Genomic DNA, 17,944 nt, shown 5'->3' on the forward strand with positions numbered 1-17,944 from the left:
GTGAGAGTTGAATAACGAGCCTTTGAGTGTAAGAGTGGCAGGAATTGGTGGTCAGGGGAATATACTTGCAGGTAAATTGCTCGCACAGGCTGCGGTTTTCAATGGAAAGTATGTCGTTCAGACCCAGCTTTACGGTGCTCAGGTAAGAGGAGGAATAAGCCACTGCGATGTGATGATCTGCGATGATTGGATAGATTTTCCCGAAGCTTCTCAATTCGATGTGATGTATATAATGCACTTAGATGCGTTAAAGGCGTATCTAAAACTTTTAAGACCCAATGGGGTCATCTTGATGGATTCAACGTTTACTGAAACATTACCGCAGAGTTTTCACAGGACGAAAAAAGTCTTGATGATTCCACTTGAAAAGATGGCAATTGAGAAATTTGGGACGCCAATGGTTAGTAACATGATAGGTTTAGGCGCTCTGGTAAAAGCAACGCAGATTGTCACCCTTGATTCTTTGATCAGATCTGTTCACGAATTGATCTCTGAAAGATATGTAAAGCTGAACATAGAGGCGATCAACTATGGATATCAGACAACTAACAAAGAGTTCAGGCTCAGAGGCGAACAAAAAGTCAGGACGATTGGCTTCGAATAATCTTTTTGATTCTTTTAAGTACGCAATTTCTGGTATAACAGAGGCTATAAGGTGTGAAAGAAACCTGAAAATACATTTTTTCATAGGAACTCTGGTTCTGGTAATTTCTTATTTTCTTGATATCTCCAACGGCGAAATGTTGTGGCTTGTTTTTGCCGTTTTTTCAGTGATTGGTATGGAATTGATCAACACTGTTGTAGAAGTGACAATGGATATTTACAGTGAAAATCACGATCCGCGTATCAAATTTGTCAAGAATGTTGCAGCCGGGGTGGTCTTGTGGTATTCTTTATTTGCAGTAGTCGTTGGTCTTATTGTCATGGGCAGAGCCATGTTTCACTGGAAATCGGATTTGGGTAGGTTTTTTGCATTGGTGTATGTTGTTTTCTTTCCGGTTGTTGTTCTTGCTGGAGGGTTGAAGAGACGTGGCAGGCGCAAAAATTAATGTGGTTGTTGTCGATGATTCTGCGTTTATGAGAATGGTTCTCAAAGACATCATAGATAGTCAAGCCGATATGCAGGTAGTCGGCGTGGCGAAGGATGGTTTAGAAGCACTCGAAGTTATACAGCAGAAAAAGCCAGATGTTGTCACTCTTGATGTAGAAATGCCCCGGATGAATGGCATAGAGACCCTGAGAAATATCATGTCCAGATTCCCAACGCGCGTTATTATGGTGAGCAGCTTGACAGAAGAAGGTGCAGACATCACGATCACGGCACTTTCAATAGGAGCTGTAGATTTTCTAACAAAACCTTCTGGTTCTACTTCTTTGAGCTTCAGAGAAGTTGCAGATGTACTGGTTCAAAAAATAAGAACGGCTATTTCCATAGACCCATCTAAATTGTCATCAAAACCGCTTTCTTCCAAAGTTCTAACGACTCCAAGAAAAATCTCTACTTCTGAAAAAGCAGTTGTGATAGGTTCATCGACCGGAGGTCCCAGATCACTTGATCAGATTATCCCGGCGCTGCCAAAAGATTTCCCAGCGCCCATTTTTTTAGTTCAGCACATGCCTCCTATGTTCACAAAGTCACTTGCAATGCGCCTGAACTCTCTCTCAAATGTTCAGGTCAAAGAAGCTGAGGACAATGAAGTTGTCAAAAAAGGCGTTGTTTACGTTGCTCCCGGTGATTATCACATGGGAGTTAAATCAGATGGTGGTGTAATAAAGATCTTTCTGGACAAATCTGATAAAATAAACAACGTCAGACCGGCTGTTGATTTCACTCTCATGAAAGTTGCAGAAATTTACAAAGCCAATACCATAGGTGTTATTCTCACAGGCATGGGCAGAGATGGTGCAAAGGGTGCTTTTAAGGTAAAATATTATTCTGGTAAAGTGATAGCCGAAGATGAATCAACCTGTGTTGTCTATGGTATGCCAAAAGCCGTTGTTGAAGAAGGATACGCCGATTTTGTTTTACCTGCTCACAAAATAGCTGAAAAACTTGTGGAAATTGTATAAGAAGATTGTATAAAATTAAGAAAAAGGGGAGATAAGGGTGAAAAAACTTTTTATCCTGTTTTCTCTTTTGATGTCTGTGGTGATTTTTGGGGGGTATCTGACCGTAACTTATGTGATTCAATCTGGTGATAACTTATATGACATCGCCAGGAAATTCAAAGTTTCTGCTTCGACAATCCTTGACTGGAATAACTTATCAAATCCGCTGAAGTTAAAACCAGGACAACAGATTACGATTCCACAGCCAGAAGGTTTTATCTACGTTGTGAAGCAGGGTGATAGTCTCTACACGATTGCTCGCATGTTTTTCACAACGGTCAGCGACATAATGATAGCCAACGAGCTGAGTTCTGATTTCATAAAGCCAGGACAAAAATTATTTGTTCCAAGCAAAAGCGTTGGAAAGGCTTTCAACACAGAAAAAGGTTATATATGGCCTGTATATGGTGTGATTTCCTCTCCGTATGGCTGGCGCATTCACCCTGTGAATAAGCAGATGTCATTTCATTCTGGAGTGGACATAGCCGCACCGGAAGGTACGCCTATTTTCTCATCCACTTCAGGTGTGGTATCTTTTGCCGGAGAAAAATCCGGGTATGGTTTAATGGTTGAGATCAAATCGAATAACAGCATAGTTCGGTATGGGCATCTTTCGAAAATAACTGTCTATGTTGGTCAAAAGGTTGAAAGGGGAACTCTGCTGGGCAGAGTGGGTAGTACAGGTGTAAGTACAGGGCCTCATCTGCACTTTGAGGTGCTTGTGAACAACAGCACCGTCAATCCTCTGGCTCTATTACCATCTTCAGACAAAGTCTACGTCTTGAAAGAAGGCATCCAAGCGGCGGCTGGTGGAGAGTAATCAGTGCTCTTTCAACCACGATATCAAATCGTTCATAAAAATGGGCGCGTTTTTTTCATCTTCAAACAGCTCATGAAATCCGTCTTTGTATATTTTCAACACTTTGTCTGATGAACTAATCGAATTGAAAAACTGCTTTGCACCATCTGCAAGTGTTATAGCATCTTTTTCTCCAACCGCTATAAAGCACGGAATATTTATTTTTTTCGCTTCTTTCAAGGCGAGTTTCGAATTTACAAACATGTCGTGAGCGAGTTTAGCACTTATCTTTTTGTGAACAAACGGGTCTTGTACGTACCTTTTTACGGCTTCTTTGTTCGGCGAAAGATCATTTGGATCTATCCCGTTGTTAAAGCTCAATTTTGGTGCTATCAGTGAAAAGAAAGCCGCGGTGAATCTCAGTAAGAAATTGTCTTTTGAGAGTTTCAGAGCCGGTGAACTAACTATCAGTCCGCGCAGTTTATTGTTGAGTTGAGCATACCTTATGGCTATCAGACCACCAAGACTATGTCCCATCAGAAATGGGTTTGGGTGTGATTCAACCAGCTTGTCAAGAAAGCTGAAAATCTCCTTGAACGATGCATGACCTCTTTTGCCGGGGGTTTCACCATGACCGGGCAGATCAAAGGTGATCAAACCGTAATCCTGGCTTTGAAGCAGATCTGATAACCATCGATATCTTTTTGAATGTTCTCCCAAACCATGAACCAGTATTACATATCCTCTGCTACCGTGAAACTCTTTTACCCACATCTTCTTCTCCCTCCAGCAGTTCGAAGTCCACCTCACCAGAAATCTTGTTTGCGTTGATCACCTTTGCCTTAACCACATCACCTATTTTGAATATTCGACCAGTTCTTTCACCGATCAATATGTTTTTCTTCTCGTCATAGTTATAATAATCATCCAGGGTTGATATGTGTATCAATCCAGATATGAGTTTATCTGGAATCTCTACAAACAAGCCAAATCTTGTGACGTTGGTTATAACCACGTCGAATACCTTTCCTATGTATTTGCTTATGTACTCAACCTTTTTTATACTGATTAAATCCCATTCGGCTTCATCTGCTATTCTTTCACGTTTACTGCAGTGTTCTGCAATCTTTGGGAGTAATTGCGAATAAACCTCGATTTGCTTTGGCGTAAATTTGCCGCCCTGCTTGAGATACAATTTCAAAAGTCTGTGTACAACAAGATCCGGGTATCTTCTAATTGGAGACGTAAAATGGGTATAAGCAAAAGATGCCAAACCAAAGTGACCGACATTGAAGGCTGAATAAATCGCACGCTTCATGGAACGAACAAGGAGCTTTTCAACGCTCGATTTGAGTGGGTGATCTTTTACAGCTTCGAGTATTTTCTGAAAAACGCTTGGATGAACTGTTTTGGGAAATTTTATCTTCAGTCCCAATGCCTGAACGTATTCTCTCAACTGAAGCAGAATTTCTGGATCTGGTTGCTCGTGTATTCTGTACACAAAAGGCAAACCCGAGTTGTGAAAGATTTCAGCTACGGTTTCATTGGCTTTTATCATGAATTCTTCTATCAAAATCTCTGCTTCGCCTCTTTTGCGTGGAAGTATATCGACAACACGGCCTTGCTGGTCTGTTATTATATCGACCTCGCCACCTTCTACGTCGAGAATCGCACCTCTGCGTCTTCTGTTATCTCTGAGAATTTTGGACAATTCACGCATCAGATCCAGTGAATGGCATATTCTTTTACCAAGTTGTTCTTTGGCAGATCTGTCACCTGAAAAGTACCTGTTCACAAGGGTATAGGTAAGACGCCTCTTGCTCTTTATCACACTCGGGGATATTTTATAACTTAGAGTGTTACCCTCATGGTCTATAATCATCTGAACGGTGAACGTAAGTCTCTCTTTTCCTTCAACTAAACTGCACAAGACATTTGACAGTTTGAAAGGTAACATAGGTATGACTTTATCGAGCAGATAAACACTCGTGCCTCTGGAAAATGCTTCCTGGTCAACTGCGGAACCTTCTTTCACATAATGAGAGACATCGGCAATGTGTACTGATAAGAGATATTTTTTCTTGGAGAGTTTTTTTATCGAGACTGCGTCATCAAAATCCTTTGCGTCTTCGCCGTCTATGGTGAATACAATTTGATTTGTAAAATCTTCCCTACCTTCTTTTTCCCTGTCAGATATTTCATCGGATAACTCATTGATCTGTCGCATAACCTCAGCCGGGAACTCTTCTTTTAACCCGTGTTTGGCTATAACACTTGGAATATCTACCGCAGGATCGTTGACATCACCGAGCACATTCACAACCTCAGCCTGGGGGTATCTACCGTGTGATGGCCATTTGGTGATCTTTGCTATGACTTTTTGTCCGGGTTTTGCACCGTTTATACGTTCTAAGGGGACATAAAAATCGTAAATGATCTTTGAATCATCTGGTATCACATAAAAAAGGGATCTTTTGAGCTGAAGGACTCCAACTATTCTGTCTCTGCCACGTTCTAAAACTTTTATAACCCTTCCCATGGGAAGGTTTCTCCACATGCCTGTTATTTCAATCAGTACTTTGTCACCGTGTAAAGCGCCGTTTGTCTCATCAACTGGAACAGCTACTTCTTTACCGTCTTCTAGTATAACGAATGCCATATTTCCTCGGCGGGTGAATTCAATTGTACCAGCGATTGAATCTTCACCAATCTTGCGGTATCGTCCTCTGCCGTCCGTAAAAATTTTTCCTTCCTTGACAAGTTCATTTAGTACGAATTTGACTTTTTTTCTATAGTTCTTATTCTTCACACCAAGTATTTTGAGCAATTCTTTCAGTGTTAATTTTGGATTATTGGAAAGGATTTGTTCAATTTTTGTTCTCAAGTCAGTGGTAGATTGTGACACATGCCTTACCCCTTTCCTTGGACATGTAAGTCGCCTTATCAGCCAGAGCTATTAGATCCTCAGGTTCAAATACGGTGTGTTCCGGATAACCGCAAGTGCCAAAACTCATGGTCACACGGAACTCAAATGGATTTGTCTCTATGATCTGATATAAAATTTTTTCAGCAACCCTGGCGGCATTTTCTTCAGTTGTGTTTGGAAGTATCAATATGAATTCCTCTCCACCATATCTCCCAACGATGTCAGTCGCCCTTGTACTGCTCCTCAACACTGAAGCAATGAATTTCAACACTTCATCGCCAATCCTATGTCCAAAAGTATCATTTATTTTTTTGAAATCGTCTATATCGCACATTACTACTGAAAAATTACCACCATATCTTCTCACTCTTTCAAATTCTTCGTGCAAACGCGTCATGAAATACCAGCGCGTGTACAACCCAGTCAACGGGTCGGTAATACTTCTATGGTAGATGATTATATTTCTCAATACGTAAACAACCATTTCCTGCAGGTTCAAAACCATTTTTGTGAGCTCATATCCAGAGGATTCGTCAAGGTGTAAGGACTGATTGGCAACATACAAAACAACCTTGAAACCATCGTATACCTCTATTTCGGTGCACAATTCAAAAGGTGTGTAGGAGACTTTGGTTTGTTCCGGTATCTGATTGATGTTAAAACCGGCGTACTCTAGAACCTTGCCGTGTGAATCGCACAATGCCAGTCCCACCGAAGATATCGGAAGAAGGTTCATCATCTTTGAAACGAGAAATTCCATGACTGTATAGATCTCATCCTGTGGATCAGTGACTTTGAGTATGTCAAGGATATCCTGCACAAAAGCGTAGTTTCTTGCAGTTCTTTCAAGCTGTTCCTGAATATCCTTCAAAGGTTGTTCAAAAGACTCACCCAGTTTTGACCGTAGTTCGTTTAATATTCCAAGTGCGTTTTTTCCATGCAAAAGATTCATCTTTTTCTCAAACCAAAGTGCGGCATTCAAAAATGACCTTGTTCTGTAAATAGAAATCGCTCTTTCTGCGTAATTCATTGCCAGTGGAACAGCACCGATGGATTTATACGCGAGTGATATTCCTTCATAAACCTGTGCAAGAGATAAAAAGGCTCCACCTTTTATCGCATTTGTTTCGAGTTGTTTTGCAAACTTGAGAAAACCATCTTTGTCGATTTTCATAAGCCTTTCGGCAAATATCTGGCATGTCTCTTCAGCCCAGTACGGAGTATCTCTCTTGAGAAATCTCTGCCATGCATGGAAAAATTCATCATCACTTTCAGCCAAAAACAGGTCTCTAAAGTGTACAAATATAGGGTTGTTGATGGCTGGATTTTCAATATTTTCTGATATCACCTGTCTTGCCTTATCGACACTGTCTGAAAGCGCATAGGCACAGACAATACCTCTCAATGCCCTTTCTTCAATGCCAAGATATCTTTCAATTGACAGCTCGCGGGAAAAATCTTCCAGTGCATCGTCAAGCTCACGGTTGTACATATGAAAATTTGCTTCTATGAAATAACTGTATGCTTCAGACTCGATATTTCCTGTTATACTGACAAACTGTCTTAATCTGGCAAGGTCATGAAACATCTTGTTGATATTACCTCTGTACAGATTCACCCATATCATGTTTGACAAAGCAGTCATTGCCAGTCCATCTGATCCTATTGTGTGTGCAATGTCTATGACCTGTTCCATCAACCTCGATGCTTCCGTACTGGCAGCAAGTCTTACGCCGAGCTCGTTGAGAATCCGTGCCAAGATCTCCAAGAAACCCTCAGCCTGCGCAATTTGTTTAGCCTGATTTAGGAGCTCTAAATTGCTGATACTGGATCTTTGAGCGTTCTGAGCGATCAAAAGAAAGATTTGCGATTTTAATTTTTTATGCAATCTTGTGTCTTTGAGATCGGCAAGCAGTATTTTAACTTCGTCAAGTAATTTCTCAGAGATTTTCTCTCCTGAAAGCAGGATGCGTCTCATCATGCAAGAAAGTTTTGAAAGTTTGCCATAACTTGTTTTGGATTCAAAAAGTTCGGTCTTTTCCAATTGTTTTGCAAGGCTCACTTTTGATGCATGCACTAGAGCGCTGTATCTGAAAAAGTCGTATTTTTTACCAAGGCTGAGTGCATATCTTTCTAGTGCATTGGAATCTTGTTTGATCTGCAGTGCTTTGAGTTTCAAGCTATTTAGAGCGTAGCTTTCTCTGTCTTTCAAAAGTTTATCAACTTCCTCTAACAAAGATATGACTGTCGAGACATCGTGATAGTTTGCAAGCTCTTTTCTTGCACTCAAAAGATAGAGTGCAGCCGCAGAGACCTTCCTGCCAAGCATTCTCAAATGCCAGGCTTTTTTCACAACATCTTGAATCATCGCTGATAATTTACTGTGTAATCTGGCTTTTTCGCCTGCTTCTATTTTTTCATAGAACAAATTCCAGACATCGAAGGTTATGAACCTGTATTTTCCATCTTCCCAGTAAACAAGACCGTTGTCAATTAATTCTGTCAGATTTGAGTTGATTTTCTGTATATCCTGCGAAAGATATTCAAGCTCCTGAATTGAAAATCTTTCTCCCAGTACAGCTACAAGATGCGCTCCAGATTTAACCAACTTTTCAACAGATGGCTGCAATATCTGTTTGAAGTCCGTTTTGCTGAGAGTTTCTTGATCGATTTTGATCTTGTTTTCTTCAACTTTAAGAACGTTGTTTTTCACCATGATTCTGATCAGTTCAATTATCTGTCCTGGCAAACCACGGCTAATTATGTGAATCCATCTACTGAAATCCTCAACGGCATCTTTACTGGTCATGAACATCGTTGATATCATTTCAACTGTTTTGGAAAGATCAAATGGCTCAAGTTCCACAACAAGATCATGAGAAAGTGGAATATCTCTGCTAGACGACGCCAAGATCAGAGTATGTCCAAAGGTGTATTTGTAGTTTTGCAACTGTTCAAGAACTGCCCTGAGCGATAAATCCATTTCATGGGCATCGTCAACAATTATCACAACAGAAGGCATATTGCTCAGGATTTTTGCAATTCTCAACACAGCTTCTGAAGCATTTACCTGTTCAGATAAGGCTATTTTTTCAATCCATTTTTGATCCTGTTCATCGAGTTTTGAAAGCACTCTGTCATCTAAAAACTGGAGTATCCCGGTGATAAAACTTTGCAGATCTGTTGCCCAGATAACCGGGATATTTTCATTTCTGAGTTGATCAGACACAGAACCAAGAAGGGTTGTCTTTCCGATCCTCTGAGGTCCATAAACGAAAATTGTTTTCAGACGCTTTTCATGACTTCTCGCAGCTTCAATTACTTTATTTTCTTCAAGCCTGTGAATTGTCGTGAGTCGTAACCCCATCAAACCAGCTGGAGAAGTTACGTCACTCAGAAGGTAGATTGACGCAGGAAAATGTGTTCTTCTCTCATTTGGATCTTCTTTGATGAAACCAAGGACGAGTTGTTTCATTTCCTGAGAATCACTCAGAGCATCTATCAGCTTTCCAAAAACATAAACAGTTGAAGCAACTGAGATTTTCTGAGCTTTTAGAAACTCCGGTGCTACAAAGATGTACCTGCCCTGTGGTAAAAAGTCTGGATTAATCCAGCAGGGTGGAAGCATGAAGAAGTTTTCACTCTTGAGAAAATCTTCGATTGAAACAACGGGAATGGCAATTCCCCTGTGTACGAACTCGCGCAGCAGGTTCAGCAAAAAAATCACAAAATTATTCCTTTCCGCTTTGTCATTCAAATCGATGGGTCTGCCTTCAAGGTATGGAAAGTATATTTTTGGTACATCCTTCAAGTCATAAGCTTCAGGTACCAGGACTCCAGGATGTCTGATGCGCGAAAACAAAGCCAGCAGATTTGCTAATTCCTGTTTTTTACTGCCAACGGCTTGTGGTTTTACCACGCGCAATCTCATGTATGTGTTTTCATAAAGCACTAAATGCTCATCTGCAATGTATGTTTCTCTGAGAAACTTAACTAATTTCACCAGATTTCCCCCTTAAAAAATCTTTCACCAACCCCACAACTTCGGTCAGAACATTCTCAAGCTGTGTATTTTTGAAAGAACACCCAGCTGCCCTCGCATGTCCTCCACCGCCCAGAATAGATGCCACCTTACTCACATCCAACCAGTTTTTTGACCTCAAACTGACATGTATTTCACCTTTGGGAAATTCATTTATCAAAATCGCAACCTCGATATCTTTCAGTGATCTCATCTCACCAACAAACCCTGTGCTGTCATCTTCAACACAGTTATTCTCAAGATAGTCTTCATAACTCAACCACGAGTAAACCAACTGACCTTCCACAACCATATGGTTGACCATGGTACAGTACAATTTCACTTGTTCTGGTCTTTTGTTCTCAAGTATTGTGGAAGCGACAAAATATGGTTTAGCACCGTGCTGAACGAGCTCAGCCGCATCTTTGAAAACCCGTTCGTCTGTATTTGAAAATCTGAAAAACCCCGAATCGGTTGCTATGCCAAGAAAGTTTGTTGTCGCAATTTCTTCATCGTACACAACGCCGAGTGCTTTATTCAGAGTATACACCATCTGAGCAGTGGCAGCGTATGACGCATCAACCCAATTTGTATCACCAAAAAGGGTATTCGTAGCATGGTGATCTATGACAACGGTTTTGTATTGTGAGAGCATTGCTTGAAAACGACCGACTCTGTCTGGTGAAGAACTATCCACAACAATGACCAGCTCGGGTACAAAGTCTTTAACAGCTTCATACGGTTTCAGCTCGTTCACTCCTGCAAAAACTCTGTAGTATTCAGGTATTGCATAATCTATCGATCCAAGACAATTTTTGCCTAATTGTTTTAACCCCAAAATCAATGATGCAACACTGCTTATATCATCTCCATCTGGCATGATATGTCCCACCACGAGTATATCCTGTGACTGGCTTATCTGTGATACTATCGAAACGACTCTGTTCATAACTCACCCACCCTGTACCCATTTAGACAGGTATTCTTTCACTTGTTTTTCATCGTGCAAACGTTTTGTCGATGGATCAAAAGTGACATACAGGTCTGATCCCAGATACAGCGTTGGGACGACATTCAAAGAAGGTGAAAAGGCATTTGGATCGTAATGAACCCCAACTATTTTTCCAACGAAAAAGGTGTGGTCTCCAGTTTTACGAAAATCGACGAGTTTACATTCGTAAGCCGCATAGGCATTCTTCAGTACAGGTGCCTTCACGTTTCTACCGTCGAGCAAATCTATTTCAAACACGTTGATTTTATCTATGTCCCTGCCAGATGTTTTACCAACAAAGGCTGCTAAACGGCTTTGATCAAATCTGAGAAAATTGACTGTGAACTCCTTTGAAACCAGCACCAGATCATGAGTAAATCTCTTTGGAGAGACCGATACGCCATAAAGCGGAGGATCATGTGAAAGTTGCGTATGCCAGGCTGCAGCCATGAGATTAGTTCTTTCCTCGTATCTACAGCAAATGATTGCGACATTTGCTGGGTAGTGAAGGTTGTATTTTTCCATGTTTTCCAAAAAGACCATCTCACTCACCCCCAGTCACCCGTAAAAGGGTATTTTTATCGATTATCTCTGATAAGAGAGTACACGAAAAATCCATCCCGGACTTGGACATTTTCAATTTGCCTTTATCCAGGATTAATTGATCTGGAAACATCTGGACTAATTTGTGTACATCTATCTCTGGTAGTAGTTTTTTCAGCCTGTAGACATCTACACCGTCACAGAGCCTCAAAGACATGAACAACGTTTCTCTTAGCTCTTCAAGTGAGTCATTTTCATGAAAGTATTCAAAAGCAAATTTTTCTTTATTGACAGATTCAATGTATTTTTGAAGGCTTGAAACATTTACATACCTTTTTGATCCTACATGTCCACCGGCAGATACACCGATACCAATGTAATCGTCGTTGTGCCAGTATTTCAGGTTGTGTTTGCATCTATATCCAGGCAGAGAAAAATTGGATATTTCGTACCTCTCATACCCGAGTTTTTCAAGTTCATTTACAAAAATATCATGGTGAATTGCGGTGATATCCTGATCCGTTTGTGAAGAAATCTGATTTTCATCGTGCACTTCCAGAACATAGACAGAAACGTGTTTTGGATGGTAACGTTCGATTATACTCAGATTTTCTACAATGGTGTGGCTATTTTCCCGTGGCAATCCAACGATGAAATCAACATTCACGTTGTCAAAATAATTAATGGCATTTTCATAAGCTCTATTGAAATCAGCAACGGAATGTCTTCGATTCACAGCCCTAAGAACGCTGTCATCGGCAGCCTGAAGCCCTATACTCAATCTGTTTATACCCAGATTTTTAAGATCGGCAAAAGAGGAAAAATTGGGGTTTATCTCAATTGTAATCTCAGGATCAATCAGATAGAAATTTTTCTCCACAGTGGTCAAAATTTCTGAGATATACTCAATCGGTACATCACTCGGCGTACCACCACCGATGTACACTGTATCGATTTTTCTTTTTCCAATTGACTCAGACCACATTCTGATCTCCTTGCATACACAGTTGAAGTAATCCTCTAAGTATGAAAAATCCGTATATGAGACAAAATCACAGTAAAGACATCTACTTTTGCAGAACGGTATGTGCACATAAAGTCCAAGATTTTCAGAACGAGACACTCAAAAGCACCTGCCTGTCAGTGAACAGTAAGTCGCCTTTGATACTCGAATCTATCAGCTCCATTCTGATACCAAAAGACACAGAATCAACTTTGATGATGATAAACGGATCTACGAAAATTGAAGCATTCTGAAAAACCCACCGACTTCTGAAAGAGAAAAAGCCAGAGAAACCATTCATCCAGCCAGCACCCATGAAAAAGCCTTCTTCACCCGTCTGTCCCTTGGTATATGGGAAGAAACCCGCAAAAAGCCCTTCATTCAGCCTATATGCCCCGATTTCCCTGTTTTGAAATCTCATGTAGATTCTTGAAAATCCAGCAGATAGATCACCGATTCTTTCGTAAGTGCTGAAACTCAAAACATTGTTGGCGAAGAAAAATTTCTGGTTGATCTTCCAGTTGGCATAACTTTTCTGCGGACTGACTACAAAATCAAAACTATACTGTCCCGGTGTTATACCATAGACATTTGTTTCAACTCTCATTAAGGCTGTCCAGGAATTTCCAAATGTACCACCGATAGCCAGCGATGCATCTGCGTTTTTGAATCTCAAAAAGCCAAGTTTTGTGTAACTTGATCTATCATTTTTGTAGACAAACCCCACTTGTGAGTCGTTTTTTTCAAGATTGATGAGAAGGTTCCCAACATCTATAAAATGTTGTATGTCGTTTGACAGATTGAACTGAACTGCAAAACAAATCGATGCTGTAAATAAAATCAGTCCGATTAGCATGCGCTTCAAGTTGATCCCTCCAGCAAACGCTTTGCAATTTCATTCACCAACTGCGGATTTGCAGATCCTTTCGTCTCTTTCATCACCTGTCCCACGAAATAACCGATGATACTCGTTTTTCCTGATCTGTACTGCTCCACCGCTTTTGGATTCTGCTCCATTGCTTTTTTGATGATTTGTTCTATGAATTTCTCATCGCTGATCTGTTTGATACCTTTTTCTTTCAATACCTGACTTGGCATTTTGCCGGTTTTGAAGACTTCGGGAAAAATATCTTTTGCCATTTTAATGGAAATTTCACCCTTATCCATGAGTGAAAACAATTCAGAAATGTGCAAAGGCGTTATGTTTATCCGCTCGGTTTCAAGCTGTTTCATTTCTCTGAGCATCTCGGTCATTATCCAGTTACTTGTTTCTTTTGGTTTACCGGTCTGTTTCACACACTCTTCATAAAAATCTGCTATTTCTTTGTTCATTGCCAGAACTGTTGCGTCATACCTTGGTATTTTGTAGCATTCAACGAATCGTTCTATTTTTTGATCTGGTAGTTCAACAAGAGATGATCTTATGTGTTCAATTCTTTCTTTTGAAAGAATCACTGGAGGGATATCCGGCTCTGGAAAATATCTGTAATCACTTTCTTCTTCCTTACCGCGCATTGAGATTGTCGATTTACTTGTCAGATCCCATCCTCTGGTTTCTTTTTCAACGTTTTTTCCAGCTCTCAGAGCATCGATTATTCTCTGTTCTTCGTACTCAAGAGCTTTTTCTATGAATTTGAAAGAGTTCATGTTTTTAACCTCTACTCTGTTGCTCTGAAGTTTGTTGAGTTCATCAACAACGGAGATATTTGCATCACATCTGAGCGCACCCTTTTCCATATCACCGGTGCTGACCTCCAGATACCGCAGTATCGTACGGAGTTTCTCTGTGAACAACCTTGCCTCTTTTGGTGATGAAAGATCAGGTTCGGTGACTATTTCTACCAGCGGTATACCGCAGCGATTCATGTCTACCAAGGTATATTGAGCCTCGGTTATCGAGTCTCCTTCGTGGATCAACTTACCGGCATCTTCCTCTATGTGCAACCTTCTGATTCTCACTCTTTTTATCTGACCATCCACATCTATATCCAAATATCCAGATGTTGCTATGGGATAGAAATACTGCGTTATCTGATAACCTTTTGGTAAATCCGGGTAGAAATAGTTTTTTCTGTCAAACCTTGAATATTCATGAACGTCACAGTTCAAGGCAAGGGCAATTTTTACCGCATAATCTATCATCGAGGAATTGACAATGGGCAACGCGCCGGGCTGACCTGTACAAACCGGACATATAGCTGTATTGGGCGGCAGTTCAAAAACATCTGCCCGACAGGAACAAAATGCCTTCGTTTTGGTCATCAATTGAACGTGTATTTCAAGACCAATAACAGTTCTGTAACTCATATTCTCACCACCGCCAAAGGGATCCTACCGTTGTCGTTGTATGGAGATCTTTTTTCGAAATTCCTTGCAATCCGCAGGACCTTCCCATCCTCGAATCTCTTACCCATTATTTGTAATCCCACAGGCATATCGTGTGCAAAGCCAAAGGGAATACTTATAGCGGGAATTCCAACCAGATTTGCCGGAACTGTGAAGATGTCCATCAGATAGTAAGTCAATGGATCTGAAACAGAGCCGATCTTGAAAGCCGTAACAGGTGATGTGGGAGTGAGAATGGCATCGTATTCGTTTAGAATCTGATTCATATCATTTGAAAGTATTCTTCTCACCTTCAGAGCTTTGTTGAAGTAAGCTTCGTAATAAGCCGCGCTCAAAGTAAAGGTACCAAGTACGATCCTTCTTCTCACTTCTTCTCCAAAACCCACATTTCGAGTTTTCATGTAGGTACCTCTTAGACCTGTTTCTTCTATCCTCAAACCGTATTTCACACCATCGTATCTTGCCAGATTTGAACTTGCTTCGGCTGGTGCTATCACGTAGTAAGTTGCAACGGCATATTTCATGCTGGCAATACGTACACGTTCAACTGTCGCTCCAAGTTTTTCAGCGATTTTTATGGCTTCCTCAAATCTTTCAGCCACAGAACCATCTAACTGTTCATACTCATAGACTTCTTTTGGTACAGCAAATTTCATTCCCCTGATGTCTTCTTCGATTTGGCTTAGAAAATCTACTTTTTTTGAAACAGTCGTCGAGTCAAAAGGATCTTTGCCTGAAATTATCTCCATTATCAGAGCGGCATCTCGAACCGATTTTGTTATTGGACCAATCTGATCCAGAGAAGATGCGAAGGCAATCAATCCATACCTTGAAACCAGTCCATAAGTCGGTTTGAAACCCACCACACCGCAAAAAGACGCCGGCTGTCTCACCGATCCACCTGTGTCGCTTCCCAGAGCAGCGATAACCTGTCCACTTGCAACTGCTGCTGCAGATCCACCGCTACTTCCACCTGGCACGCAGTCGATATTCCATGGGTTTCGCGTTGCAAAGAAAGCTGATCTCTCAGTACTTGAACCCATTGCAAATTCATCCATGTTTGTCTTTCCAACAATTGCAAAACCGTAATCTTTTAATCTTTTGACACATGTTGCATCGTAAGGTGGAATGTAATTCTCAAGTATTCTTGAAGCACAGGTTGTCTTCAAACCCTTCGTCGTGATGTTGTCTTTTATGGCAATTGGGATCCCCCTATATGGTCCATCGTTGATCTGCACTTTTTCTGCAACGGTTATGAAACTCTTTATTACTGGATCAATTGATCGTATTTTTTCAAAAGATTGCTCTATTAACTCTTCTCTGTTCGAATTCAGGCAATCCTCAATTGTCATTTTTTCGAACAATTCGAACTCCTCCTTTGTCAATATCTTCTTCTGAAAAATCCCCAGATCATCCCGATGACAAACCCGCCTGCGTGTGCCCAGTAAGCCACTCCTGAATTCACAACACTGTCTGCGATACCGCTTATTATTTGAAAGACAAACCAGACAAAAAGGTATACCGCAGCCGGTATTGCAACCAAAAATGGAAGGAAAAACGTTGGAACAAATGAAATGACACGAGAATATGGGAACAGAACATAATATGCTCCCGTCACCGCAGAAATGGCACCAGAAGCTCCAACCATTGGTACCTGTGAATTGAGATTGAAAAGAAAATGCACCAGGGCGGCAAAGACACCGCTTGAAAGATAGAAAATGATGAATTTAGTATGTCCCATGTTGTCTTCAACATTATCGCCGAAAACCCAGAGAAACCACATATTTCCAATCAGATGTGACCATCCTCCGTGTAAAAACATGTGACTGATGAAAGAAAACCATTTTGGTGAGTAAAAATTCAATCCAGTTCTCAGATGCCAGATTTGACTCCATCGCTGTGATGTTATCCGGGCAGGTACGAGTCCAAAATTGTATAGAAACTGAATCAACTCTGCCCGTGAAAGGGTCTGTTGATAGATGAAAAAGACGATATTGACCAAGATCAAAATATACACGACATATGGCTTTTTTCTGCTCGGTACAGTATCATATAATGGAAACAAAGAATCACTCCTTACAGCAAACTCTTTTATTTTCTTATATTTTCTTATTTTATCACAAAACCTCATCGATGATTCCAGCGGCAAGTACCTTCTCATCTTCGTAAAAAACTGCCACCTGTCCTGGTGTCACAGCAAAAATGGGTACATCGGCTTTCACGGTGGCTGAAAAGTCTTTGACAATTACCGTGCACTGGACCTCCTGTGAATTTTTCCTCACTTTAACAGTGCAGGAAAATCTATCACCAAGATCAGCCAGAATATTCAGATCTTTGACAGAAAACGTATCTGCATAGACATCTTTTTCATCTCCTACAATCAGTGCATTTTCTTTTGCACATATTCTGATCACGTATTTCCTTTCACCGGTGGAAATACCTATCTTTCTTTGACCAATCGTGTAATTTACAAGTCCATTGTGCTCACCAATCTTTTTTCCTTTTTTATCAAAAATGGGTCCGGGTCTTGGAGTAAAACCGTGTTCTTGGAAGAAACACAGTTGATCTGAATCTGGAATAAAGCATAGATCCTGGGATTCACTTTTGTTGTGAACGTGAATATCTGCTTTTTTTGCAATTTCTCTTATTTCATCTTTCGTTTTATCTCCGTTCGGGAAAACGATTTTCTTGAGCCTTTCTCTGTCTATAGATGAAAGAAAATAAGATTGATCTTTTTCCTTGCTCACTGCTTTGTATAAATTACCATTGATCACTCTGGCATAGTGACCACTCGAGACGGCATCGACACCATCTTGAAGCATCAAATCCATCATATATCCAAACTTTATCAAACGATTGCACATGTAACAGGGATTTGGCGTCCTTCCAAGTTCGTATTCTTTGAGATAATAATCGATGATCGATTTTTTGAAAATATCCTGCAAGTTTATTATCTTCAACGGGACTTTGAGCCTTTGAGCTATCATCTGTGCATCAAAGGTGTCAGACGGTGAACAGCAGACTTTGTGTTTTATTTGTTTTTGCACGTAAAATTCATCGTACATCGTTTTCATGTGATATGCTGTCACTTCATGTCCCTGTTTCTGCAGCGTATACAGTGCAACTGCGCTGTCAACACCTCCGCTGAGTAAAACACCTATTTTCAAGCCATCACCATCCTTCTTATGTACAAAATGTGCTATAAT

At 40.6% G+C, this 17,944-nt stretch carries 15 protein-coding genes; 4 read left to right on the forward strand and 11 right to left on the reverse strand.

Translation table 11 applies throughout. The features are described 5' to 3' along the window. Positions 1 to 7: 7 nt before the first annotated feature. Genes AC4E92_RS00935 through AC4E92_RS00950 form a run of 4 tightly spaced genes read left to right on the forward strand, consistent with a single transcriptional unit; the run spans position 8 to position 2,929 of the window. Positions 8 to 604, forward strand: coding sequence for a 2-oxoacid:ferredoxin oxidoreductase subunit gamma family protein (locus tag AC4E92_RS00935; protein ID WP_490238702.1), 597 nt, complete (start codon positions 8 to 10; stop codon positions 602 to 604). Next, positions 591 to 1,049: a diacylglycerol kinase family protein gene (locus tag AC4E92_RS00940; RefSeq protein WP_490238703.1), complete on the forward strand. Its 459-nt coding sequence runs from the start codon at positions 591 to 593 to the stop codon at positions 1,047 to 1,049. The genes AC4E92_RS00935 and AC4E92_RS00940 overlap by 14 nt, the downstream gene beginning before the upstream one ends. Then, the gene (locus AC4E92_RS00945) at positions 1,030 to 2,070 is read left to right on the forward strand and encodes a protein-glutamate methylesterase/protein-glutamine glutaminase (RefSeq protein ID WP_490238704.1); all 1,041 of its coding nucleotides are present in this window, start codon (positions 1,030 to 1,032) and stop codon (positions 2,068 to 2,070) included. The genes AC4E92_RS00940 and AC4E92_RS00945 overlap by 20 nt, the downstream gene beginning before the upstream one ends. 37 nt (positions 2,071 to 2,107) lie before the next feature. Further along, positions 2,108 to 2,929: a LysM peptidoglycan-binding domain-containing protein gene (locus AC4E92_RS00950; protein WP_490238705.1), complete on the forward strand. Its 822-nt coding sequence runs from the start codon at positions 2,108 to 2,110 to the stop codon at positions 2,927 to 2,929. Here AC4E92_RS00950 and AC4E92_RS00955 read toward each other — a convergent pair whose 3' ends face one another. Genes AC4E92_RS00955 through mnmA form a run of 11 tightly spaced genes read right to left on the reverse strand, consistent with a single transcriptional unit; the run spans position 2,930 to position 17,905 of the window. Next, positions 2,930 to 3,682 (reverse strand): alpha/beta hydrolase, encoded by a 753-nt coding sequence (locus tag AC4E92_RS00955; protein ID WP_490238706.1) that lies wholly within the window; start codon positions 3,680 to 3,682, stop codon positions 2,930 to 2,932. After that, the gene (gene rnr, locus AC4E92_RS00960; protein WP_490238707.1) at positions 3,657 to 5,813 is read right to left on the reverse strand and encodes a ribonuclease R; all 2,157 of its coding nucleotides are present in this window, start codon (positions 5,811 to 5,813) and stop codon (positions 3,657 to 3,659) included. Before rnr ends, AC4E92_RS00955 begins: the two co-directional genes overlap by 26 nt. Then, positions 5,794 to 9,837: a diguanylate cyclase gene (locus AC4E92_RS00965; protein WP_490238708.1), complete on the reverse strand. Its 4,044-nt coding sequence runs from the start codon at positions 9,835 to 9,837 to the stop codon at positions 5,794 to 5,796. Before AC4E92_RS00965 ends, rnr begins: the two co-directional genes overlap by 20 nt. Beyond that, positions 9,824 to 10,804, reverse strand: coding sequence for a DHH family phosphoesterase (locus AC4E92_RS00970; RefSeq protein ID WP_490238709.1), 981 nt, complete (start codon positions 10,802 to 10,804; stop codon positions 9,824 to 9,826). Before AC4E92_RS00970 ends, AC4E92_RS00965 begins: the two co-directional genes overlap by 14 nt. Positions 10,805 to 10,807: 3 nt before the next feature. Beyond that, the gene (locus AC4E92_RS00975) at positions 10,808 to 11,389 is read right to left on the reverse strand and encodes a flavin reductase family protein (RefSeq protein WP_490238710.1); all 582 of its coding nucleotides are present in this window, start codon (positions 11,387 to 11,389) and stop codon (positions 10,808 to 10,810) included. Between the two features lies 1 nt (position 11,390). Beyond that, the gene (hemW, locus tag AC4E92_RS00980) at positions 11,391 to 12,512 is read right to left on the reverse strand and encodes a radical SAM family heme chaperone HemW (RefSeq protein ID WP_490238711.1); all 1,122 of its coding nucleotides are present in this window, start codon (positions 12,510 to 12,512) and stop codon (positions 11,391 to 11,393) included. Then, positions 12,499 to 13,257, reverse strand: coding sequence for a hypothetical protein (locus tag AC4E92_RS00985; RefSeq protein ID WP_490238712.1), 759 nt, complete (start codon positions 13,255 to 13,257; stop codon positions 12,499 to 12,501). The genes hemW and AC4E92_RS00985 overlap by 14 nt, the downstream gene beginning before the upstream one ends. Continuing rightward, complete coding sequence (gene gatB / locus AC4E92_RS00990) at positions 13,254 to 14,699, reverse strand: Asp-tRNA(Asn)/Glu-tRNA(Gln) amidotransferase subunit GatB (RefSeq protein ID WP_490238713.1); 1,446 nt, start codon at positions 14,697 to 14,699, stop codon at positions 13,254 to 13,256. Before gatB ends, AC4E92_RS00985 begins: the two co-directional genes overlap by 4 nt. Next, positions 14,696 to 16,090 (reverse strand): Asp-tRNA(Asn)/Glu-tRNA(Gln) amidotransferase subunit GatA, encoded by a 1,395-nt coding sequence (gene gatA, locus AC4E92_RS00995; protein ID WP_490238881.1) that lies wholly within the window; start codon positions 16,088 to 16,090, stop codon positions 14,696 to 14,698. Before gatA ends, gatB begins: the two co-directional genes overlap by 4 nt. A 29-nt stretch (positions 16,091 to 16,119) precedes the next feature. Beyond that, a complete protein-coding gene (locus tag AC4E92_RS01000) occupies positions 16,120 to 16,803 on the reverse strand; it encodes a rhomboid family intramembrane serine protease (protein ID WP_490238714.1) in 684 nt (227 codons plus the stop codon). 52 nt (positions 16,804 to 16,855) lie between these two features. Then, complete coding sequence (gene mnmA / locus AC4E92_RS01005) at positions 16,856 to 17,905, reverse strand: tRNA 2-thiouridine(34) synthase MnmA (protein WP_490238715.1); 1,050 nt, start codon at positions 17,903 to 17,905, stop codon at positions 16,856 to 16,858. Positions 17,906 to 17,944 lie beyond the last annotated feature (39 nt).

The sequence above is a fragment of the Pseudothermotoga sp. genome, assembly GCF_031962025.1.
In the GTDB taxonomy this organism is placed as follows: domain Bacteria; phylum Thermotogota; class Thermotogae; order Thermotogales; family DSM-5069; genus Pseudothermotoga_B.

Coding starts and splice junctions, on each gene's coding strand:
- gatA (WP_490238881.1), bottom strand. CDS start 16,090: ATGACAATTGAGGATTGCCTGAATTCGAACAGAGAAGAGTTAATAGAG.
- AC4E92_RS00970 (WP_490238709.1), bottom strand. CDS start 10,804: ATGAACAGAGTCGTTTCGATAGTATCACAGATAAGCCAGTCACAGGAT.
- AC4E92_RS00955 (WP_490238706.1), bottom strand. CDS start 3,682: ATGTGGGTAAAAGAGTTTCACGGTAGCAGAGGATATGTAATACTGGTT.
- gatB (WP_490238713.1), bottom strand. CDS start 14,699: ATGAGTTACAGAACTGTTATTGGTCTTGAAATACACGTTCAATTGATG.
- AC4E92_RS00975 (WP_490238710.1), bottom strand. CDS start 11,389: ATGGTCTTTTTGGAAAACATGGAAAAATACAACCTTCACTACCCAGCA.